The sequence below is a fragment of the Candidimonas humi genome (genome assembly GCF_019166065.1).
Taxonomy (GTDB): domain Bacteria; phylum Pseudomonadota; class Gammaproteobacteria; order Burkholderiales; family Burkholderiaceae_B; genus Candidimonas; species Candidimonas humi.
Window position 1 is genome coordinate 624,934 of sequence record NZ_JAHTBN010000002.1, and the last position, 20,449, is coordinate 645,382.

19 protein-coding genes are annotated in these 20,449 nt (G+C 62.9%); 11 read left to right on the top strand and 8 right to left on the bottom strand.

The features are described 5' to 3' along the window. Positions 1–6: 6 nt before the first annotated feature. Both ctaD and coxB read right to left on the bottom strand, forming a co-directional pair. On the bottom strand, positions 7–1,647 hold the full coding sequence (gene ctaD / locus KVP10_RS06275) for a cytochrome c oxidase subunit I (RefSeq protein WP_217963642.1): 1,641 nt from the start codon (positions 1,645–1,647) through the stop codon (positions 7–9). Between the two features lie 98 nt (positions 1,648–1,745). Then, positions 1,746–2,906, bottom strand: coding sequence for a cytochrome c oxidase subunit II (coxB, locus tag KVP10_RS06280; RefSeq protein WP_217963643.1), 1,161 nt, complete (start codon positions 2,904–2,906; stop codon positions 1,746–1,748). 249 nt (positions 2,907–3,155) lie between these two features. On the opposite strand from coxB, the gene KVP10_RS06285 reads away from it, so the two are divergent. Next, positions 3,156–3,983 (top strand): NUDIX hydrolase, encoded by an 828-nt coding sequence (locus tag KVP10_RS06285; protein ID WP_217963644.1) that lies wholly within the window; start codon positions 3,156–3,158, stop codon positions 3,981–3,983. 160 nt (positions 3,984–4,143) lie between these two features. On the opposite strand, the gene KVP10_RS06290 is transcribed toward KVP10_RS06285, so the two are convergent. Next, positions 4,144–4,371: a DUF3717 domain-containing protein gene (locus KVP10_RS06290; protein WP_217963645.1), complete on the bottom strand. Its 228-nt coding sequence runs from the start codon at positions 4,369–4,371 to the stop codon at positions 4,144–4,146. Between the two features lie 330 nt (positions 4,372–4,701). Between KVP10_RS06290 and KVP10_RS06295 the strand changes: the two genes are divergently transcribed. The 5 genes from KVP10_RS06295 (at position 4,702) to KVP10_RS06315 (ending at position 9,991) form a co-directional block, all read left to right on the top strand. Beyond that, positions 4,702–5,472, top strand: coding sequence for a PhaM family polyhydroxyalkanoate granule multifunctional regulatory protein (locus tag KVP10_RS06295; protein ID WP_217963646.1), 771 nt, complete (start codon positions 4,702–4,704; stop codon positions 5,470–5,472). Positions 5,473–5,882: 410 nt separating this feature from the next. Continuing rightward, positions 5,883–7,256: a bifunctional UDP-N-acetylglucosamine diphosphorylase/glucosamine-1-phosphate N-acetyltransferase GlmU gene (gene glmU / locus KVP10_RS06300; RefSeq protein WP_217963647.1), complete on the top strand. Its 1,374-nt coding sequence runs from the start codon at positions 5,883–5,885 to the stop codon at positions 7,254–7,256. A gap of 2 nt (positions 7,257–7,258) precedes the next feature. Continuing rightward, positions 7,259–8,650, top strand: a complete 1,392-nt coding sequence (locus KVP10_RS06305) for an MFS transporter (RefSeq protein WP_343218696.1) — start codon at positions 7,259–7,261, stop codon at positions 8,648–8,650. 13 nt (positions 8,651–8,663) lie between these two features. Beyond that, a complete protein-coding gene (locus KVP10_RS06310; protein WP_217963648.1) occupies positions 8,664–8,891 on the top strand; it encodes a hypothetical protein in 228 nt (75 codons plus the stop codon). A 32-nt stretch (positions 8,892–8,923) separates the two neighbouring features. After that, positions 8,924–9,991 (top strand): glycosyltransferase family 4 protein, encoded by a 1,068-nt coding sequence (locus KVP10_RS06315; protein ID WP_217963649.1) that lies wholly within the window; start codon positions 8,924–8,926, stop codon positions 9,989–9,991. Between the two features lie 185 nt (positions 9,992–10,176). Here the strand turns inward: KVP10_RS06315 and KVP10_RS06320 are convergent, their stop codons facing one another. Next, positions 10,177–10,662 carry an Lrp/AsnC family transcriptional regulator gene (locus tag KVP10_RS06320; protein WP_217963650.1) on the bottom strand — a complete coding sequence of 162 codons (486 nt, stop codon included), beginning with the start codon at positions 10,660–10,662 and terminating at the stop codon, positions 10,177–10,179. A 455-nt stretch (positions 10,663–11,117) separates the two neighbouring features. On the opposite strand from KVP10_RS06320, the gene glmS reads away from it, so the two are divergent. Both glmS and KVP10_RS06330 read left to right on the top strand, forming a co-directional pair. After that, a complete protein-coding gene (glmS, locus tag KVP10_RS06325; RefSeq protein ID WP_217963651.1) occupies positions 11,118–12,950 on the top strand; it encodes a glutamine--fructose-6-phosphate transaminase (isomerizing) in 1,833 nt (610 codons plus the stop codon). A gap of 71 nt (positions 12,951–13,021) precedes the next feature. Further along, positions 13,022–13,678, top strand: coding sequence for a M24 family metallopeptidase (locus KVP10_RS06330; protein ID WP_217963652.1), 657 nt, complete (start codon positions 13,022–13,024; stop codon positions 13,676–13,678). Positions 13,679–13,815: 137 nt separating this feature from the next. On the opposite strand, the gene KVP10_RS06335 is transcribed toward KVP10_RS06330, so the two are convergent. Further along, positions 13,816–14,460 (bottom strand): ATPase, encoded by a 645-nt coding sequence (locus KVP10_RS06335; protein WP_217963653.1) that lies wholly within the window; start codon positions 14,458–14,460, stop codon positions 13,816–13,818. Then, on the bottom strand, positions 14,460–14,822 hold the full coding sequence (locus KVP10_RS06340) for a type II toxin-antitoxin system prevent-host-death family antitoxin (RefSeq protein WP_217963654.1): 363 nt from the start codon (positions 14,820–14,822) through the stop codon (positions 14,460–14,462). Before KVP10_RS06340 ends, KVP10_RS06335 begins: the two co-directional genes overlap by 1 nt. A 299-nt stretch (positions 14,823–15,121) precedes the next feature. On the opposite strand from KVP10_RS06340, the gene KVP10_RS06345 reads away from it, so the two are divergent. Further along, positions 15,122–15,355 carry a hypothetical protein gene (locus KVP10_RS06345; RefSeq protein WP_217963655.1) on the top strand — a complete coding sequence of 78 codons (234 nt, stop codon included), beginning with the start codon at positions 15,122–15,124 and terminating at the stop codon, positions 15,353–15,355. 49 nt (positions 15,356–15,404) lie between these two features. On the opposite strand, the gene proP is transcribed toward KVP10_RS06345, so the two are convergent. Continuing rightward, on the bottom strand, positions 15,405–16,937 hold the full coding sequence (gene proP / locus KVP10_RS06350) for a glycine betaine/L-proline transporter ProP (RefSeq protein ID WP_217963656.1): 1,533 nt from the start codon (positions 16,935–16,937) through the stop codon (positions 15,405–15,407). A gap of 306 nt (positions 16,938–17,243) precedes the next feature. Here proP and KVP10_RS06355 point away from each other — a divergent pair, with 306 nt between their 5' ends. Then, positions 17,244–18,221, top strand: coding sequence for a quinone oxidoreductase family protein (locus tag KVP10_RS06355; protein WP_217963657.1), 978 nt, complete (start codon positions 17,244–17,246; stop codon positions 18,219–18,221). Here the strand turns inward: KVP10_RS06355 and KVP10_RS06360 are convergent. After that, the gene (locus KVP10_RS06360) at positions 18,207–19,073 is read right to left on the bottom strand and encodes a hypothetical protein (RefSeq protein WP_217963658.1); all 867 of its coding nucleotides are present in this window, start codon (positions 19,071–19,073) and stop codon (positions 18,207–18,209) included. The genes KVP10_RS06355 and KVP10_RS06360 overlap by 15 nt on opposite strands. Before the next feature lie 104 nt (positions 19,074–19,177). On the opposite strand from KVP10_RS06360, the gene KVP10_RS06365 reads away from it, so the two are divergent. Further along, positions 19,178–20,422 (top strand): CaiB/BaiF CoA transferase family protein, encoded by a 1,245-nt coding sequence (locus tag KVP10_RS06365; protein WP_217963659.1) that lies wholly within the window; start codon positions 19,178–19,180, stop codon positions 20,420–20,422. Positions 20,423–20,449 lie beyond the last annotated feature (27 nt).

A 20,449-nucleotide genomic window follows, 5' to 3' on the forward strand; every position in this document is an offset into this window, starting at 1 on the left:
TGTCGGTTACTCGGTCACCACCACGGCGCCGGTCTTGCTCCATTTGACGTCCGGGGGCGTAACGAAGGTGTGGTACGGCGCCGGCGAGGGGATGGTCCATTCCAGGCTGGTGGCGCCTTCCCAGGGCTTGGCGGGGGCGGGTTCGCCACGGCCCGACCAGGCCTTGAGCGCGACGTACAGGAAGATCAGTTGCGACAGGCCGAACCAGAAGGCGCCGATGGTTGCGACCTGGTGGAAGTCGGTGAACTGCGCCGGGTAGTCGGCATAGCGGCGCGGCATGCCGGCCAGGCCCAGGAAGTGCATGGGGAAGAACGTGACGTTGAACGAGATCATGGTCGACCAGAAGTGCCACTTGCCGAGCTTCTCGTCGTACATGCGGCCCGTCCATTTGGGCAGCCAGTAGTAGGCGCCGGCGAACATGGCGAACAAGGAACCCGCCACCAGCACGTAGTGGAAGTGGGCCACCACGTAGTAGGTGTCCTGCAGGTCGATGTCGATGGGGGCCAAGGCCAGGATCAGGCCGGTGAAGCCGCCGATCACGAACACGAAGATGAAGCCGGTCGCGAACAGCATCGGGGTTTCGAAGGTCATCGAGCCGCGCCACATCGTGGCCGTCCAGTTGAACACCTTCACGCCGGTCGGGATCGAGATCAGCATGGTGGCGTACATGAAGTACAACTGGGCGGTGACGGGCATGCCGGTGGTGAACATGTGGTGCGCCCACACCAGGAAGGACAGGATGGCGATAGAGGCGGTGGCATACACCATCGAGGCATAGCCGAACAGCGGCTTGCGCGCGAAGGCCGGGATGACTTCGGACACGATGCCGAAGGCCGGCAGGATCATGATGTAGACCTCGGGGTGGCCGAAGAACCAGAACACGTGCTGGAACAGTACCGGGTCGCCGCCGCCGGCCGCGTTGAAGAACGTGGTGCCGAAGTGGCGGTCGGTCAGGATCATGGTGACGGCCGCGGCCAGCACGGGCATCACGGCCAGCAGCAGGTAGGCGGTGATCAGCCAGGTCCAGCAGAACAGCGGCATCTTCATGAGCGTCATGCCGGGGGCGCGCATGTTCAGGATGGTCACGATGATGTTGATCGCGCCCATGATGGACGAGGCGCCCATGATGTGCACGGCGAAGATCGTGAAGTCCATGCCCGGGCCCATTTGCAGCGACAGCGGCGCGTACATGGTCCAGCCCGCGGCGTTGGCGCCGCCGGGGACGAAGAAGGAGATCGTCAGCAGCGTGGCGGCGACCGGCAGCAGCCAGAAGCTGAAGTTGTTCATGCGGGCGAACGCCATGTCGGAGGCGCCGATCTGCAGGGGAACCATCCAGTTGGCAAAGCCCACGAACGCCGGCATGATGGCGCCGAAGATCATGATCAGGCCGTGCATGGAGGTGAACTGGTTGAACAACTGCGGCTGGAAGAACTGCAGGCCCGGCTCGAACAGCTCGGTGCGCAGCAGCAGGGCCAGCGTGCCGCCTTCGAGCAGCATGCAGAACGAGAAGATGAGATACATCGTCCCGATGTCTTTGTGGTTCGTGGCGAACAGCCAGCGGCGCCAACCGTGCGGTATGGGATGCGCATGGTCGTGGTCTTCGTGACCGTGACTTGCTGGTATGTGGTCGGCAGTGATGCTGCTCATGGTGAACTCCTTCCTACTCGACCAGGGCGCCGCATCGCGGCTGCCCTGGGGAAAAAACGTACGATTTATTGTAGTACCCGAGGCCGGCGCGTGCCGGCCTAGCGCAAGGCCTTCACATCAGACGGTTGTACCACCGGATCCGGGCCCTTTCCAGCATTACCCCACGCGTTGCGCGTGTATGTAATGACCGAGGCGATCTCGACGTCGTTCAACTGATTGCGCCAGGCTTGCATTGCGGTGCCGGGGTGGCCGTTGAGCACGGTCTCGATCTGTCCCTTTTTGGGGGCCAGCACGAATTTCACGTCGCCGTCCAGGGCGGGGAAGGTGCCGGGGATGCCTTTGCCGTTGGCCTGGTGACAGGCAACGCAATTGGCGCCGAAGACTTCCTTGCCGCGGGCGATCAGTTCGTCTTTGGTCCACTTCTTGTTGGGATCGTCGGCGGCGCTGGACAGGGCTTTCTTCTGGTCGGCGGCCCATTTTTCGTAGTCTTGCTCGGAAACCACCTTGACGACGATAGGCATGAACGCGTGGTTCTTGCCGCACAGTTCATAGCATTGGCCGCGGTACGTCCCGACCTTGTTGGCGCGGAACCAGGTGTCGCGCAGGAAGCCCGGGATGGCGTCCTGCTTGACGCCGAAGTCGGGCACGCCCCACGAGTGGATCACGTCGGCCGCGGTAAGGATGACGCGCACCTTCTTGTTGACCGGCACCACCATGGGCTTGTCGACTTCCATCAGGTAGAACTCGTCTTTCGGCGCCTTGCCCTGGATTTGCTCCATGGGGGTCTTCAGGTTGGAAAGGAACTGCACGCCGGAGGCGGGGCCGTCCAGGTAGTCGTAGCCCCATTTCCATTGGTAGCCCGTAACCTTGACGGTGAGGTCGGGGCTGGAGGTGTCCTTCATGGCCACGACCGTGCGGGTGGCCGGCAGCGCCATGCCGATGACGATGAGGAAGGGCACCACCGTCCAGGCGATTTCGATGACCGTGCTTTCGTGGAATTTCGAGGCCACCACGCCGCGCGACTTGCGGTGGTAGATGATCGAATACAGCATCGTGCCGAACACGGCGATGAAGATGATCGTACAGATGATCAGCATCATCCAGTGCAGCCACATGATGCTGTTGGAGATTTCGGTGACCCCGTTGTGGAGATTGAGCTGATTGACCCTGGGTCCGCCGGGCATGTCTTTGACTTCCGCACTGGCAACGCCCGCAAGCAGCAACGTGCCGGCACCCAGTAACCCTCTCAACTTCTTCATGCTGACCTCGAAATACGGCGTGTTTCGCCAGGAAGCCGGCGCGCGTCAATCCGCCTGTTTCCGGGGGTAACACAAGGATGGTGAATGGCAGGCTTGTAATAAGTGAAACTGAAATTACCTGCTCGAATTACTAAAAGACCGCAGAATTATAGCGAACATGCGACAATCGTGCCTTGATTCGACTTGGGCTGGAAGTGTTTTCTTCCTATGGGGCCGTATTTCCAGCCACGCCATTCCGTAAACAATTGCATGAACCACTTGCCTGCCGGAGTACCGGCTCAGGCGCTGCAAGAGCGCCAGCGCAAGCTGGGTCGCCAGGCCCAGCATCTTCCTCCCAGCGGCTCGCGTCCCCTGACTGTTTCGGGGCGTGTGTCGGGCTGGATCACCGCCAAGGCCACGCAGGCGCTGGCCGGTTTGCCCGGCGTCAAGGTCGAAGATGAGGCCGTGCATATTACGGCCGCCAGCGGCCAGCGCATCGTCCTGAAGGCGGTGCTCGAGCGCGTCGCCCAAGTGTTGTACGACGCGGGCTGCGCGCGCGGCTGGCGCAACGAACTGCTGGACGTGGTCGGCGAAGGCCGCCGCTTGTCCGTCATCGAACGCGCCGCCATGCGGCCCCTGGGTTTGCTGACGCGGGCGGTGCACCTGAACGCCTGGACTCCGGCCGGAGAGCTCTGGATCGCCCGCCGCTCCATGACCAAATCGACCAATCCCGGCATGTGGGATACCTTGGTCGGGGGGCTCGTGGGGGCCGGCGAAAACCTCGACGACTCCCTGCTGCGCGAGAGCCACGAAGAAGCAGGCCTGCGGCCCGCGCAGCTCGAGGCGCGCACGCCTTTGCACATGATCACCCGCATGCACCGGCGCCTGCCCGAAGGCTACCAGGTCGAAGACTTGCTGGTCAGCGAGTGCGTGCTGCCCGCCTCGGCCGCGCCGTGCAACCAGGACGGCGAAGTCAGCGAAATACGCAGCGTGCCGGTCGAAGAGGCCTGGGCCATGGTGCAGGCCGGGGAATTTACGCTCGAGGCCGAACTGGTGATCGTCGATTGCCTGTATCGCCGCACGGTGCAGGCCGCCTAGCGGCGGGTCGGCAGCTTGCTGCATGGTTGCGGCTGGCGTCTGGCCGCGAGCCCGTGCCTTACTTGCATGGCTATGGGTGATGCCTGGCGGCATGCCGGGGGCTTATTTCAGGTTATGGCTGGCACCTGGCAGCCTGCTGCGTGGCTTGGTTTGTAGATGCCTAGCGGCGGTCTTCCGCCGCATCCCAGCTCGCCAGGGCTTCTTGCGCCGTCGGGGGCAGGTGTTCCGCGGCGATTTCGCGCCGCCCCTCGAAAATCATCAGCGCATACGGCTCGGCCAGGGCGCTGGCCTGCGGGCACAGCGCCAGCTCGTCTCCGGTCGCGGGCGAACGGGCGCGCCAGTAGTTGATGGCCGATTCCAGTTCCGCAAGCGTATAGGTGGTTTTCATGGGCAGGCCGGGTTCGCGGTCCGTGGTTTGCTGTGTTCGATCGGCGCGCCCGGCTTGGCCCGGCGCTGCGTCGCGGATGTCACCGATACATCGCAGTGTCGTCGATATATCGGCCGATGTCGTCGAATCGTTGTCGAATATATATTAGCCAATTAGACGCTAGGCGCACTTCAGTTTAATCTTACGGCAACGCCCGCAGTATGGGGCGTTCCGGCTGCCGGCGGGCCTCGTTGCCGCGGTGCGTGGGACATGTTCCCGGCGCGCGCGGGGCCGGCGGGCCCGGTATTCCGCCCTGCCCGGGGCGTAATGATTGCAGCCCAAGGAGCCGCCATGGCCAATCAACAAAATACAAATCCGTTTGTGCTGCCCGGCTTGGGCCAGTCCGCCGAGCTTGGCCAGAACCCCCTGATGGCCAGCATGGAAATGATGCGCCAGGCTTGGCAAGGACTGGCCGGCACCGGCGCGCTGGGGCAGTCGGCGCTGGCCGCGTCCATGAATCCCGAAGACCTCGAACGCCGCATCGCCGAACTGCAGGTGGTCGAGAACTGGCTGAAGATGAACCTGTCCATGCTGTCCAGCACCATACAGGGGCTGGAAGTGCAGCGCGCCACGATCGCCACCGTCAAGGCGTTCATGGGTACGGGCGCGGCGGCCGCCCAGGCCGCGGCCGGCGCACCGGGCCAGGCGGCCGGCGCCTTTGGCGCCGGGCAATCCGCGGCCAAGGATGCTGCAGCCCAGGCCGCCGCGGCAGCCGATGCCGGTTCGGTGCCGGGTGCGGGCTCTGCGCAGGGTGCGGGTTCGGCGGCAGGGGTGGGGTCGGGTTCGGCGGCCAGCGGTGCGGCCACTGGCGCCGCGGACTCCATGGATTTATCCGCGGTGCAGGCCGCTACGCAAGGCTGGTGGGAAATGCTGCAGAAGCAGTTCGACACGCTCGCCGCGGCCACCGCCGCCACCATGCGGCCTGCCGAGCCCGACGCGCAGCCTGCCGCGGGTGCGGCGCCACAGGCCAAGCCGGCCCGCAAGGCCGCTGCGGCCAAGGGTGCGGCGCGCAAGCGTACGGGCGGCGCAGGCAAGGGCGGCAAGACAGGGCCGGCCGCATGAAGCCAGGTTCGCGGCTGCAGGCCTGGGCGCGGCGCCGGCCCATGCGAGCCGGCGCCGCCCATGCTGCCGGCGCTACCTGCGCTACCTCTGCGGCCTATGCTGCGTACGCTGCCTATACTGCCTACGTCGCTACGGGCGCTGCGCCCGTGGCTCGATCCGGCTGCGGTGCGCATCGCGCACCGCGCGCCGCGGCGCATCACGCCGGGCGCGTACGCCCGCCATGCCCGCCGGCAGTACATTTTCGGGGCGTCGCTGCCCTTGTCTCGATATGGAAATAAAATAGTCCCCGAGGGATGCCTATACGCAGCAGGCGGTACTTGCGGCGGCGAAGTTGCCGGCGCGACACGAGACCTTGCGCGGGCGGACGAGACAGGCCGTTGTTTTTCCAGGATGCTTATCTCAATCGACCTATGCTGAATATCGTCATACTCGCTGCCGGCCTCGGCAAGCGCATGCAGTCCGACTTGCCCAAGGTGCTGCACCAAGTGGCCGGCAAACCCATGCTGGCCCACGTGCTGGATAATGCCCGATTGCTGGACCCCGACCGTATCGTAGTGGTCGTCGGGCACGGCGCCGAGCGCGTGCAGCAAGCCTTTGCCGGCCAGCCCGATCTCAGCTTCGCCATGCAGCGTCCCCAGCACGGCACGGGCCATGCAGTGCAACAGGCGGTGCCGCAATTGCTGGAAGGCGACGGCGCCGCCGATGCCACGCTGGTGTTGTATGGCGACGTGCCGCTGGTCCAGGCCGAAACCTTGCGGCGCCTGCTGCAGGCGCGCGGCGAAGGCGCGGCCGTGCTGACGGAAACCCTGCAGGACCCCACCGGCTACGGCCGCATCGTGCGCGATGCCCAGGGACATGTGCTGCGCATCGTCGAACACAAGGACGCCGGCCCGCAAGAGCTGGCCTTGCGCGAAGTCAATACCGGCATGCTGGTCGCGCCCACCGCGCGCCTCAAGGATTGGCTGGGGCGCATCCGCAACAACAATGCCCAGGGCGAGTACTACCTTACCGACGTGGTCGCGCTGGCGGTGCAAGACGGCGTGCCCGTCAATGCCGCGCAGCCCGACGCCGTCTGGGAAACGCTGGGCGTCAACAGCCGCGTGCAGCAGGCCGCGCTCGAGCGCATCTGGCAAGGCGAGCAGGCGCGCCGCCAACTGGAACAGGGCGTGACCCTGGCCGACCCGGCGCGCTTTGACCTGCGCGGTTCGCTGGCCTGCGGACGCGATGTCTTCATCGACGTGGGCTGCGTATTCGAGGGCACGGTCGAACTGGCCGACGGCGTGCGCGTCGGGCCGCACTGTGTGCTGAAAGACGCGCGCATCGGCGCGGGCACGCACATCGAGGCCTATAGCCATATCCAGCAGGCCGTGGTCGGCGCCGACGCGCGGATCGGCCCCTATGCGCGCCTGCGCCCGGGCGCCGATGTGGGCGACGAGGCGCACGTGGGCAACTTCGTCGAAATCAAGAAAAGCCGGCTGGGCACGGGTTCCAAGGCCAATCACCTGGCCTATATCGGCGACGCGCGCATCGGCGCGCGCGTGAACATCGGCGCAGGCACCATTACCTGCAATTACGACGGCGTCAACAAGTTCGAGACCGTCATCGGCGACGACGCCTTCATCGGCTCCGACACGCAACTGGTGGCGCCCGTGACGGTGGGCGAGGGCGCGACCCTGGGCGCCGGTACCACGCTTACGCGCAACGCGCCGGCGGGCAAGCTGACGATCTCGCGGCCCAAGCAACAAACCATCGAAGGCTGGACGCGTCCAGGCAAAAAGTCCTGACCGTGGCCGATCACAGTACTTCCGGCAGGAAAGCCGCGCCTACTTCCGACGGCCTGCCCGTACCGCGGCGCTACTGGGCCGTGATTACGCTGATGTCGGCCATGGCCGTGTCCACGCTGGACGCGACGGTGGCCAACGTCGCGCTGCCCACCATCGCGCGCGACCTGTCCATAGACCCGGCCGCGGTGGTGTGGGTGGTCATCGCCTACAGCCTGATGGTCGTGGTGTCGCTGCTGCCCCTGTCGGCGGTGGCCGAGCGCATCGGCTTCCGGCGCATGTTCGGGCTGGGCATCACCGTGTTCATGCTGTCGTCGCTGGGCTGCGCCCTGTCGACCACGCTGTTCGGCCTGGTGCTGGGGCGCGTGGCGCAGGGCTTCGGGGCGTCCATGCTGATGTGCCTGTTCGGCGGCCTGGTGCGCAATATCTACCCCTTGCGCAAACTGGGCTTCGGCATCAGCCTCAACGCCATGGTGGTGGGCGTCATGTCGGTGCTGGGGCCGACCATAGGCGCCTTCATCCTGACCATCGCCTCGTGGCCCTGGATCTTCGCCATCAATGTGCCCATCTGCTTGCTGGCCTATCTGGGAATACGCTTCCTGCCCGATGTGCCGCGCAATCTTGTGCGCTTCGACTGGACGGCCTGCGCGCTCAGCGTAGTGGCTTTCGGGGCTGCCATCGTGGGCCTGGACGCCATCGTCAAATTCCCCTGGCGCGCGGCCTGGTGCCTGCCGCTGGCCGCCCTGGCGGGCTGGGTGCTGGTGCGCCGCTCGCGCGAGCAGCCGGCTCCGCTCGTGCCCATCGACTTGCTGCGCATCAAGCCGGTGGCCTTTGCCGTGGCCGCGTCGGGCTTTTCATTTGCTGCGCAAATGGCGTCCTTCGTCGCACTGCCTTTCTATTTCCAGAAAGTCATGGGGCAAAGCGATACCCAGGTCGGCCTGCTGCTGGGCGTGTGGTCCCTGGCCGTCGCCATCATGGCGCCGCTGGCCGGCGTCATGTCCGACAAGTTCCCGGTGGCGATACTCTGCGCCATAGGCGCAGGCTGTATGGCCGTGGGGCTGGGCATAACCGCCGCCCTGCCCGTGGGCACCCCCTTCGTCTGGATGGCCGCGGCCATGTTTTTCGGAGGCATAGGCTTCGGCTTCTTCCAGACCCCCAACAACCGCGCCATGCTGGCCGGCGCGCCGCGCCACCGCAGCGGCGCGGCCGGCGGCATGCAGGCCACCACCCGCGTGTTCGGCCAGAGCTCCGGCACCGCGCTGGTGGCGATCGCCTTCGCGTCCAGCGCGCTGCACGGCCCGGTGCTGGGCGTGGTGGCCGCCATCTGCTGTGCGCTGGCGGCATTGCTGATCAATATCGTGCGCCATATGAATCCGGTCGCCGACCTGGAGTTCTGACGCCATGCGCGCCATGAACCTCGTCACTGGCCCCGGGCGCTGGGCCGCCATGCGCGCCATGAACCTCGTCACTGGCCCCGGGCGCTGGGCCGCCATGCGCGCCATGAACCTCGTCACTGGCCCCGGGCGCTGGGCCGCCATGCGTGCCATGAACTTCGTCACCGGCCCCGAGTGCTGGGCCAGCATGCGCCCCATGAACCTCGTCATCGGCCCGAGCGCTGAACCGCCATGCGTCCCATGAACCCCATTGCTGGCCTCGGGCGCTGAATCGCCATGCGCATCCTGCAATTGAACCTCGAGCGGGGCTGGCGCGGCGGAGAACGGCAGGTGCTGCTGACCCTGCGGGAACTGCGCCGCGCCGGCCACGAGACCGCGCTGCTCGCGCGCCGCGGCGGCGAACTGGCGCAGCGCGCGCTGGCCGAGGGCCATACGGTGCATGAATGTTCCGGCGCGGCCGGCCTGTGCGCCGCGCTGCTGCGCCACGGGCGCGCCTACGACATCCTGCATGCGCAGACCGCCAATACCTTGAGCTGGCTGGCCCTGCTCAAGGGCTGGCTGCGCCGGCCCGTGGTTTTTACGCGCCGCACGGCATTCACCAAGGGCGGCGGCATGGCCCGGACCATCTGGAAATGGCGCCGCGCCGATGCGCTGGTGGCGATCAGCCAGGCTGCCGCCGCGCAGCCGCGCAGCCTGGGCCTGGCAGTAAGCATCATCCCCAGCGCGGTCGAAGCCACGCCGGCAAATCCTGCGCATTGCAGTGAATTCGCCGCGCGCCTGGACTTGCGCGGCCGGCGCGTGCTGGCCACGGCCGCTGCGCTGACGCGCGAGAAAGACCCATGCACCCTGGTGCGCGCCGTGCACGAGCTCGGCAAGAGTCGCGATGACTTCGTGTTCGTGCACTTGGGGGCGGAAGGCGATGCCGCCGAGCCGGCGCGCCAATTGGTGGCCGAGCTCGGCTTGCAGGATCGCTATCTGTTAGCGGGCTTCGAGCCGGCGGTGGAAGACCTGTATGCCTTGATGGATGTGTTCGTCCTCAGTTCGCGCGCCGAGGCGCTGGGCACCAGCGTGCTGGACGCCTTCCTGCGGCGCGTGCCGGTCGCCGCTACCAATGCCGGCGGCCTGAAGGAAAGCCTGGCCGACGGGCGCGGCCTGGATTGCGAGGTCGGCGACCACATGGCCTTGGCGCACGCCATGGCGCGGCTGCTCGACGACGAGGCGCTGCGCCAGTCCGTCATCGAAAAAGCCTACGCCTATGTCGTGCGCGAACACGGCCCGGCCCACATGGCCGAGCGGTATATCGAGCTATATCGAGGCTTGGCGGCGCCGCGGTCCCGCCCTTAATTGTGCGCTTAGTATCCTGTCGCACTATTGCGCTTGCAGGCATGTAGCCATTGCCCTCATTGCGGTGTGGCTCATGCGCTCGCAAGGCAGCCGGCCTTGCCGGGCGCGACAGGCAATGGCACCATGCTTGCAGCCCATCTGGTTACCTCTATCCTTGCATACCAAATCGCAATAGCACGACAGGATCAGGCGATGTCGATGCGCGTCTCGAATTTCGCGCGATGCACGGAAAAGAAGGTGCGCACGTTGCGCACATTGGCGTGGCTGGTGAACACCCGGTGAGCCATGGCGTGATAGGCCGGCATATCGGCCACCTGGGCCAGCAGCACGAAATCGGGGCCGGGCGAAACACGGTAGCACTGCAATATCGCGTCTTCGTCCTGCATCGCAGCTTCGAAACTGTCCAGTTGTTCCGCGCCTTGAGTATCCAGCGTGATCTCGATGATGGCCGTCAAAGTGCTGCCCAGCTTGGCCGGGTCCAGGATCGCTACCTGCTTGGCGATCACGCCGGTTTCGGTCAGCCGCCGCACCCGCCGCAGGCACGTGGGCGTGGACGCATGCACCCGTTGCGCCAGTTCCTGGTTGGTCAAGGAACTGTCGACCTGCATCTGTTCCAGTATGCGGCGGTCCAGGTCGTCCAGCGGGACCAGTGGGGAGGGCTTGTCGCTCATATCGGTGTCTCGATCTCTGCTTTATTTCCGTCTTGGTCGAAAAGAGCCTGCCCAGGCTGAGGGTCTGGTGACGGGGCGACGGGCCGGGCATGTCTTTGGCCTCTGCACGCCACAAGGCCTGGCGCAGACGTAGATGTAGACGTAGATGTCGATGTCGACTGACTCGCACTACGCTCCGCGTGCAACGCTTCAAAGATTCTGGGCCCCTGTGCCGAAAAATCTATAGCTGCCGAGTCCAGGCAAGATTTAACGGCCTAAATCATAAAAATAACATATTAAATGAAATATAATTTCAATACATATTTGTAAAGAAATTATATTTCATATATATATTAAATAAGAAAGCTAATTTCTTTGCTGCATGCCCACAATAGACCCCATTCCAGTTCCGCCTTTGCCAGGCGCCGGAAGTTCCCGGCGCCGCAAACCTCGGAACCCAACAAGGAGCCACTAATATGTGCGGCATCGTCGGCGCCGTCGCTCAACGCGACATCACCCCCATTCTTCTGCAAGGCCTCAAGCGTCTCGAATACCGAGGCTACGACTCCTGCGGCGTCGCCGTCTACGCCGACGGCGAACTCAAGCGCGCACGCAGCACCCAGCGCGTGGCCGAACTCGAACGCGAGATCCAGGCCGAACACCTCAGCGGCTACACCGGCATCGCCCACACTCGCTGGGCCACCCACGGCGCGCCCGCCACCCACAACGCCCACCCGCATTTCTCCAGCCTGGGCAAAGGCCCGGCGCGCATCGCGCTGGTGCACAACGGCATCATCGAAAACCACGACGAACTGCGCACCGAACTGCAGGCCGCCGGCTACGTGTTCGAAAGCCAGACCGACACCGAAGTCATCGCCCACCTCATCAACCATCTTTATGCGGGCGACTTGTTCGAAGCCGTGCAGCAGGCCACGCGCCGCCTTACCGGCGCCTACGCCATCGCCGTGTTCTGCCGCGACGAACCGCATCGCGTCATCGGCGCGCGCCACGGCTCGCCGCTGGTCGTGGGCCTGGGCAACAACGAAAACTTCCTCGCCTCCGACGCCCTGGCCCTGGCCGGCACCACCGACCAGATCGTCTACCTCGAAGACGGCGACGTCGTCGACCTGCAGCTCGCACGCATCTGGGTCGTCGACGGCCAGGGCCGGCCGGCCGAACGCCAGGCGCACACCGTGCATGTACATACTGCCGCGGCCGAACTCGGCCCCTACCGCCACTACATGCAGAAAGAAATCTTCGAGCAGCCCCGCGCCGTCGGCGACACCTTGCAAGACATAGAAAGCATCACCCCCGAGCTCTTCGGCGACGCCGCCTACAAGATCTTCAAGGACATCGACAACGTCCTGGTGCTGGCTTGCGGCACCAGCTACTACGCGGGCCTCACCGCCCGCTACTGGATAGAGTCCGTCGCCCGCATCCCCGTCAACGTCGAAATCGCCAGCGAATACCGCTATCGCGACAGCGTGCCCAACCCGCGCACCCTGGTCGTCACCATCTCGCAATCCGGCGAGACCGCCGACACCCTAGCCGCCCTCAAGCACGCGCGCAGCCTCGGCATGGAACAGACCCTGACCATCTGCAACGTCGCCACCAGCGCCATGGTGCGCGAGTGCAAGCTGGCCTACATCACCCGCGCCGGCGTCGAGATCGGCGTAGCCTCGACCAAGGCCTTCACCACCCAGCTCACCGCCTTGTTCCTGCTGACCCTGGCGCTGGCCCAGGTCAAGGGCCAGATCAACGACGAACAAGAGGCCGAGCACCTCAAGGCCTTGCGCCACCTGCCCGTGGCCATAGGCGCGGTGCTGGCGCTGGAACCCCAGATCATGGACTGGGCCGACCGTTTCGCCAGCAAGGAAAACGCCTTGTTCCTGGGCCGCGGCATGCATTACCCCATCGCCCTCGAAGGCGCGCTCAAGCTCAAGGAAATCAGCTACATCCACGCCGAAGCCTACCCCGCCGGCGAACTCAAGCACGGCCCCCTGGCCCTGGTCACCGAGCACATGCCGGTAGTCACCATCGCCCCGCGCGACGAACTGCTGGAAAAGCTCAAGTCCAACATGCAGGAAGTCCACGCCCGCGGCGGCGAACTCTACGTCTTCGCCGACGCCGACACCCGCATCGGCAGCAGCGAAGGCATACACGTCATACGCATGCCCGAACACTACGGCAAGCTGTCGCCGATCCTGCATACGATACCGCTGCAACTGCTGGCGTATCACACGGCGTGTGCACGCGGGACGGACGTGGACAAGCCGCGGAACCTGGCCAAGAGCGTGACGGTGGAATAGGGGGGCGGCTTGAGTGGCCTTTGCCGGAGGTAAATAGCAAAGTGTCTGATCCGTTTTAAGGAGAAGCTTCCATGACTCTGGCCGCCAAAGAAGCGGTAGGTGCCAATTTCAGCGCTGAGGCCATGCGCCATGCACAAGCGCTTACCTGGGCCGCCACGGAAAAGATCGCCGAGACAATCCGCCCTGGCATGCGTGAATCCGAGGCACTTTCCGCCGGCAAGGCCTTGCTGGCGTCCTTGGGCATGGAGCGAATCTGGCATCCGGTATTGATACGGTTTGGCCACAATACCCTGCGGACATTTGGCGAACAGAGCCAAGACGACCCGATTCTTGGTGATGACGATATCTACTTCATTGACATCGGAGTGATGTGGCAAGGGCACGAAGGCGATTGTGGCCTTACTCGCACCACCGGCCATGACCCGGAGATGCGTCGGTGCGCCTCGGATGCGAAGCGTCTTTTCGAGGTGGTTCGGGAATACTGGCAGACGCACGGCGTCACAGGACAGGCGCTATACGCCTATGCTGCGGAGCAGGCTGAATCCATGGGGTGGAAACTCAACCTCGACATGAAGGGCCACCGTGTCGGTGACTTTCCCCATTCGATTTACAAACCCGGGAAACTCGCCGACCTGCCACATACTCCGAGCGGGGGACTGTGGATTCTGGAAATTCAAATCGCACATCCGACAAGACCATTCGGTGCGTTTTACGAAGACTTGCTGTAAATAAACGACCGTGTCGGCGGTAGGAGGAAGGGTGAAATTAAAGCCTTTCCATGTGGTGTGTGTCAGTGTATCGGTCGCGTGTGGACGTATAGATCTGTGCAGTTGCTTGCCCGATCCACTCATGCAGTCCAGGGGCGCTAAGGTGCTTCCGGATCCAACTCAAAGGCCACTTCAAGCACTGGTTTAGCCCATTCTGGAGTATCGGCAGCCTCTACAAGTGTGACTGGATAAAGGCGCTTGCCGGCGCACATTTCCAGGAGCAGTTTCGGCTCGCCGATCGCCTGTCCTATTTCATATTGCGTGCTGTTGTCGTACACGCGCAAATGCGCTAAAGACGGCATCAAGATAATCAGGTTTTTCAAGGAAGACGTCCAGCGCTGATGCACCTTGGCCTGCGGGATGTCATGGCCGCCGTTTTGGACACGTTGCCTGATGCGATCAAGGTGAAGCTGGGGATCGCGCAGCCCGCAATACCAGATCATGACGTCATGCGTCTCGCATGCCTGCAACAGATACTGTGTAATGCTTTGCCCACCCAGTGTCGTCTCGAACGCAAAGGAGCTGCGTTTGGCCATGGCCTGCCGCAATCGGCGCACACTTTCTTGCCAGGCTTCTATATTGGCCTGCTCTTGGGCGACTTCGTAATCGGACGCTAACACCCTGGCAAAATCATCCGGGTTGTACCAAGCCAAGCCTGCTCGAGTAAGCAAATGGCCGCCGATGGAACTCTTGCCGGCGCCGTTGACGCCGGCCAGCACATACAAGACGGGCTTGTTCGGCATTAATAGGTGTCCCCGGCCTTGACCTTGCCATCCAGCGTCCCCGGGTTGGCCATCAGATCTCGCAGCCGGTGCCCGGCATCGGGCGTGTCGAGCGTAGCCAGCCGGGCATCGAACCGATCCCGGAGCGCTTGCAGCGGATCATTGACCGCGTTGGCGGCGGAGCGGGCCGCTTTGATAAGCCGGTCGTATTCCTGGGTAGACAGAATGACGGCCTCTGGCTCGCTATGATTGGTGACTACCAGCCGGCCCACGCCGCTCAGCGAGCGCATGACGCCTTTCCAGCCCTCGCGTTTGATGGTCGAAGCGGGTGCCGTCGGCAACTGGGAAATTGCTTCAAATTGCGCAGCCATCATGTTCTCCATGGAAAAGCCTATTTGATCTATTTTACCTAATTTGGACCTTTTGTCGCGATCCTATACCTGCGAACATCTATCCCTTGCAGAGTCACCGCGTTCCGTATTTCCGCAGTCTTTAGGGCCTGTTCAGCCTAAAAGTGTGGCACCCCTTTAGGGTGAGCAGGCCCCAGTCCAATTCCGATGTCGGGCAATCGAAAAATCAACAAGCCGTGGACTTTATTTTCCGCGGCCGCCGGCGACATGGGCGAACAGCATTTTGCGGATTGGTTGCGCGAGCATATCCAGGAGCGGTGAGTCCGGGCAGGATGGAATTGCTGGAACTGGCGCGGGGGACGCAGGACGCGATCGAACTATTGTCTGGTGCGGAACGCATTACGGATGCTTTTGATCCCGCCACCCACAGCGGCCATTATCAATTGATGGCTTCGGAGGGCGTGACCGCCGTGCTGCTCCCGCGGCTGATGGAGCGTGTGTGCGCCACGGCACCCAATTTGCGGCTGACTGTCGGGGTTGTAGAGCCGTGGAGGCCGACAAGGTGAGGCCGCACGCCATAGCCATAGCCGACGCGGTAAAGGTCTAGTCGGCGCATCATTCCAGGTCGGGATGCCGATCGGTCAATCTCTGGCGGCGTGCTTTCAGCACTTCGATTTGCTGCTCCAGAGCCACAATCTCTTCGTCGACTTCTTGGACTGTCTGTTCTATATGATCGTAGGCCTGCTGCAGCAGCGCTCTTGCCTCGCGGGGATTGGATGCATTGGGGGTGTCGCCGCGCAGCGGGCGATTCGCGGTTTCCGGAAGATAGAACGATGTAATCAAACCGATCATGGCAGCTATCATCAAATAAATGGCGGGTACCATCAAGTTGTTCGTTGTTTCTACCAGCCAGGCGGCGACCGTTGGAGTCAGGCCGGCGATAATGATTGCCACATTGAATGAGCTCGCTAATGCGCTATATCGGATGCGCGTGGGAAAAAGCGCCGGCAAGGTGGCTGCCATGACGCCGATCAGGAAATTCAGGAAGATCGCGATCAATAGCAGGCCCACGAAAATCAAGCCAATATTGTCATGGCCGATCAGCATGAAAGCCGGAAAGGCAATAATCAACAGGCCCAGGCTGCCGATCAGCAAGAATGGTTTGCGGCCGACTTTGTCACTGAAAAATCCGACGATAGGTTGTACGAACAGCATCCCTATCATGACCACGACGATAATAAGTACACCGTGATCCTCGGAATATCCCAGGCTGCTGGACAGATAGGTCGGCATGTAGGTCAGCAGCATATAGTAGGTGATATTGGTGGCCAGAACCATGCCGATGCAGACCAGTAGCGGCTTGCGATATGTTGAGAAGATATCGAGGAAAGACATTGTCGGCCGCTCTTTGATGGCATCGCGGTCTTCTTTTTCCATTTTTTCCAACTGCTGGGTAAAGGCGGGCGTTTCTTCCGCCGCATGACGCAGGTGCAGCCCCAGCAGCCCCAACGGCCCGGCGATAAAAAAGGGAATGCGCCACCCCCAATCGAGGAATGAAGCCTCACCCAGTATCGCCTGCAGCAGCACGACCATGCCTGCGCCCAGGACGAAACCGGCAATAGAGCCGAAATCCAGCCAGCTGCCCAGGAATCCACGCCGTCGATCGGGAGCATATTCGGCTACGAAGATCGCGGCCCCCGTGTATTCGCCGCCAACCGAGAAGCCCTGCGCCAGCTTGCACAGCAACAGTATGATGGGCGCCCACAGGCCGATGCTGGCGTAGGACGGGATCAGGCCGATGCAGAAGGTACTGATCGCCATGATGATGATGGTGAGCGACAACACCTTTTGCCGCCCGAAGCGATCACCCATCAGGCCGAAGAAAACCCCGCCCAGCGGGCGAACCAGAAAGGGCACGGAGAACGTGCCCAGCGCCGCGATCGTCTGGACGGCGGGCGCGGCATCTGGGAAAAAGACTTTGCCCAGGGCGAAAGCGACGAATCCATAGACTCCGAAATCGAACCATTCCATGGCATTGCCAAGTGCCGCAGCCGTGACGGCTTTCTTGAGCTTGGCATCATCGATAACCGTAATGTCATGGATACTGAGAGGGCGAACATCCGGCGGCGTGGCGGTGCGTTGGGTCATGAGTTTCTTTTCCGTGGCAGGTAAAGTACAAAAATTGCTCCTGCTGGCATTGCGTATCGCAGAAAGCTCCTCCCCTTATTTCTCAGTTCCCCGGCTGCGGGCGGACAGTCTGCGTTGGCGAGCATACTCTCGTGACCATAGGGCCCAATTGCGGCATGTGTCAATTGCCGGGCCGGCCAGCACCGGCCATAGTCTGCCCGTGATGCATAATGACACTTGTGATTCTTATGTGGGTGCCTACTGTGACACGACCCGTGTCATGCCATTAACTCACTGTGTATGCGGGTCAATACACAAGGAACCAGCATGCGTCTACCTGCCATTGTCCTGCGCGGCGCGGGCGATCCCGATCAGCTACGCCTTGAAGACGTGGATGTCGCCGAACCTGGCCCTGGAGAAGTACAGATCCGGCACACGGCCATCGGCGTCAACTTCCACGATGTGTATGTGCGCTCGGGCCTGTACCATACCTTGGCCTTGCCGGGCATCCCCGGCATAGAGGCGGCGGGGGTGGTCACTGCCACCGGGCCCGGCGCCACTCGGTTCCGGCCTGGCGACCGCGTTGCTTATATCACCAGGCAGTACGGCTGCTATGCCACCGCGCGTACCATCGATGAAGATGCGCTCATCCCTTTGCCGGACGGTATCTCCGACGAGCTGGCCGCGACACACTTGCTCAAGGGGCTTACGGCCTACGCCTTGCTGCATGAGGTCTATGCCGTCAAGCCGCGGGACCGGGTGCTGGTGCATGCCGCCGCCGGCGGGGTAGGGGCCTTGCTATGTCAATGGGCGGCCGCCAAGGGCGCCTGCGTGATCGGCACGGTGGGCGGGCTCGAGAAGGCCGACTTTGCCTTGCGGCATGGGTGCTCGCATGCAATCCTGTATCGCGACGAAGATTTCGTGGCGCGAGTAAACGAAATCACCGCAGGCGAAGGGGTGCAGGCCGCCTACGATTCGGTGGGCAAGGATACTTTTTTTGGCTCTTTGGCCTGCCTGGCGCCCACCGGCCATCTGGCCAACTTCGGCCAGTCGTCGGGGGCCGTGCCGCCCTTCGAAGTATCGCTTCTGTTCAAGAAGTCCAACTCCCTGTCGCGCATGAGCGTATTCGTGCAATTGCGCCATGCCGATCATCGCCGCGAGGTTGCGCAGCAGCTTTTCAAGGCATTCGCCGAGGGCGTGTTGAAGCCTGGCCCGATGCAAAAGTTCGCTCTTGCGGCCGCTGCGCAGGCGCATCGGGCGATGGAATCCCGCGCACGGATGGGCTCGCTGCTACTGGTTCCGTAACTTGCCGGCGGGTTCCGGAAGGGCGCGGCGCAGAATTTCGCCCACGACGATCATCTCGGGGATTTTCCACGAGAATCGTTCCAGCAAGACCCGGATGCGGTCCCGGTCGGGCAGTTCGTCCTTGTCCGGGCAATCTATCGTTTCGGCCAATCTGGCGGATTCGCGCAGGGCGGATTCGCGCACTTGCCTGACGAACAAATCCAGTTGCCCGCGCCGGATCAAAGGCTGCAAGAGTATCGACGCTACGGGAAGAAAGCCGGGTATGTCGGCCAGGTGCCGGTAAAGGCTGGGAAATAAGCGAGGCTCACCCGGGGCGGATTGGTCGAGGCTTATCTCCTGGATCAATCTTGCTGTGGTATCGGGAATGTCCTGGGGCGCAAGCATGGTTGTGATCGGGACGATAGCCGGCGGCGGGACCCATTCTTCCGCGGGGGCAGGCGCCGGCACATTGTTCCTTTGTCGTTGCGATGCGGATCCCAGTATCAAGTCCAGCACGCCGATGGCAATGAGATTGCATGGATTGACGCGGTTGTATACGTCAAGCGCTCTTTCCGCTTTTTGCCTGGCCGGCTGGTCGATGCCGAGCAGCATCAAGGCCTCTTCGGGGAATTGGCATTCCGGCGCCAGTTCCATGGCAGGGGCGATCTTCCAGCCTGCATCTTGAACCTGCCCGCGCTGGTACAGCGGCCCGATGCGGCGCCAGCACCACGGCAAGGCGCCGGGCGTCGCGGCTATCGTCCGGAAAATCAATGCTGGCCTGTCGACGCCGGTGAGCCGGCTCAGCGACTGGTATATGGCTTGATTCTCTGCGTCATCGGGGACGGTGTTTTCGGGCAGGAAATGGGCTGGCATGGGCGGAGCTCTTTAAGTGGACGGGCACGGGAAGGGCGATGTCTTGACGCGCTGTATGTCTTCTTCCATAATGTACGTACATACGTATATTACGGGGAATTGGCATGCCAGGGAAGTCACTAGATCGAAATGGTGCGCTCAAGGATGTAAAGGTCCTTGATCTGTCGAATTTCCTGGCCGCGCCCATGGCTTCCATGTTCCTGGCGGATTTCGGCGCCGATGTGCTCAAGGTGGAACGGCCTGTCCACGGCGACGAAATCCGAATGTGGGGCGAAAGCAAGGAAGGGGTGGGCCTGTATTACAAAGTCCTCAATCGCGGGAAGAAATCCATCACGCTGGACTTGCGCACGCCGCTAGGCGTAGAGGCGGTCAAGAAGCTGGTCGCCGATGTGGACGTGGTGGTCGAAAATTATCGTACCGGCACGCTGGAAAAATGGGGCCTGGGCTATGACGTGCTGGCGCAGATCAACCCCGGCTTGATCATGGTGCGAATTACCGGCTTCGGGCAAACCGGGCCCTACAGCGGGCGCCCGGGTTTCGGAACGCTTGCCGAGGCCTATGCCGGCTATGCACAGATCAGCGGCTATCCCGATGGCGCGCCGCTGCTGCCCGGCTTCGGGCTGGCCGACTCGACCACGGGCTTGATGGCGGCTTACCTGACTATGGTGGCTTTGCACGAAAAGCGCCTTACTGGGCGTGGGCAAGTCGTGGATCTGGGCATATACGAGACACTGCTCACCCTGATAGGCCCGAACGTGATCAATTACGACCAGTTGGGCATAGTCCAGAAACGCAATGGCAGCCGCTTGCCTTTTACCGCGCCGCGCAATACGTACCAGACACGGGATGGGCGCTGGGTAGCATTGGCCGGCAGCGCGCAGTCCACGTTCGTGCACCTCTGCGAAACCCTGGGCATTCCCGAGGTGGCGAACGATCCCAGGTTCATCGACAACCGGAAACGGCTGCAGAACGTCGCCGCGCTGGACGAGGAAATCGGCAAGGCGGTTGCGAAATTCGCCTTGTCCGATCTGCTCGAGCGTTCCAGCGCGCTGCAATCCACGATCGCCCCGGTGAACGATGTGGCCCAGATCTTCGAAGACCCGCATATCAAGAGCCGGGAAAACATCTGCGCTGTTTACGATGCCGAGCTGGACACCGTGCTGAACATGCAGAATGTAGTAGGAAAGCTGTCGTCTTCTCCGGGGGCGGTACGCCATCCCGGCCCGCGCCTGGGTCAGCATAATCGCGAGATACTCGTCGATCGGCTGGGATACGCCGCGGCCGATCTCGCCCAGGCGGGCATTGCCTTGGACGAACCCGAGGCCGGCGCACAGAGCGCCTCTCATTGATGCTTCATCATTCCTGGAAAGGTCACG

Bases quoted from the DNA above. Each gene is read 5' to 3' on its own strand.
- KVP10_RS06365 (WP_217963659.1), top strand. From the start codon at position 19,178: ATGCCAGGGAAGTCACTAGATCGAAATGGTGCGCTCAAGGATGTAAAG.
- ctaD (WP_217963642.1), bottom strand. From the start codon at position 1,647: ATGAGCAGCATCACTGCCGACCACATACCAGCAAGTCACGGTCACGAA.
- glmU (WP_217963647.1), top strand. From the start codon at position 5,883: ATGCTGAATATCGTCATACTCGCTGCCGGCCTCGGCAAGCGCATGCAG.
- KVP10_RS06285 (WP_217963644.1), top strand. From the start codon at position 3,156: ATGAACCACTTGCCTGCCGGAGTACCGGCTCAGGCGCTGCAAGAGCGC.
- KVP10_RS06330 (WP_217963652.1), top strand. From the start codon at position 13,022: ATGACTCTGGCCGCCAAAGAAGCGGTAGGTGCCAATTTCAGCGCTGAG.
- KVP10_RS06355 (WP_217963657.1), top strand. From the start codon at position 17,244: ATGCGTCTACCTGCCATTGTCCTGCGCGGCGCGGGCGATCCCGATCAG.
- glmS (WP_217963651.1), top strand. From the start codon at position 11,118: ATGTGCGGCATCGTCGGCGCCGTCGCTCAACGCGACATCACCCCCATT.
- KVP10_RS06340 (WP_217963654.1), bottom strand. From the start codon at position 14,822: ATGGAGAACATGATGGCTGCGCAATTTGAAGCAATTTCCCAGTTGCCG.
- KVP10_RS06290 (WP_217963645.1), bottom strand. From the start codon at position 4,371: ATGAAAACCACCTATACGCTTGCGGAACTGGAATCGGCCATCAACTAC.
- KVP10_RS06335 (WP_217963653.1), bottom strand. From the start codon at position 14,460: ATGCCGAACAAGCCCGTCTTGTATGTGCTGGCCGGCGTCAACGGCGCC.
- coxB (WP_217963643.1), bottom strand. From the start codon at position 2,906: ATGAAGAAGTTGAGAGGGTTACTGGGTGCCGGCACGTTGCTGCTTGCG.
- KVP10_RS06345 (WP_217963655.1), top strand. From the start codon at position 15,122: ATGGAATTGCTGGAACTGGCGCGGGGGACGCAGGACGCGATCGAACTA.
- KVP10_RS06295 (WP_217963646.1), top strand. From the start codon at position 4,702: ATGGCCAATCAACAAAATACAAATCCGTTTGTGCTGCCCGGCTTGGGC.
- KVP10_RS06320 (WP_217963650.1), bottom strand. From the start codon at position 10,662: ATGAGCGACAAGCCCTCCCCACTGGTCCCGCTGGACGACCTGGACCGC.
- KVP10_RS06315 (WP_217963649.1), top strand. From the start codon at position 8,924: ATGCGCATCCTGCAATTGAACCTCGAGCGGGGCTGGCGCGGCGGAGAA.
- proP (WP_217963656.1), bottom strand. From the start codon at position 16,937: ATGACCCAACGCACCGCCACGCCGCCGGATGTTCGCCCTCTCAGTATC.
- KVP10_RS06310 (WP_217963648.1), top strand. From the start codon at position 8,664: ATGAACCTCGTCACTGGCCCCGGGCGCTGGGCCGCCATGCGCGCCATG.
- KVP10_RS06360 (WP_217963658.1), bottom strand. From the start codon at position 19,073: ATGCCAGCCCATTTCCTGCCCGAAAACACCGTCCCCGATGACGCAGAG.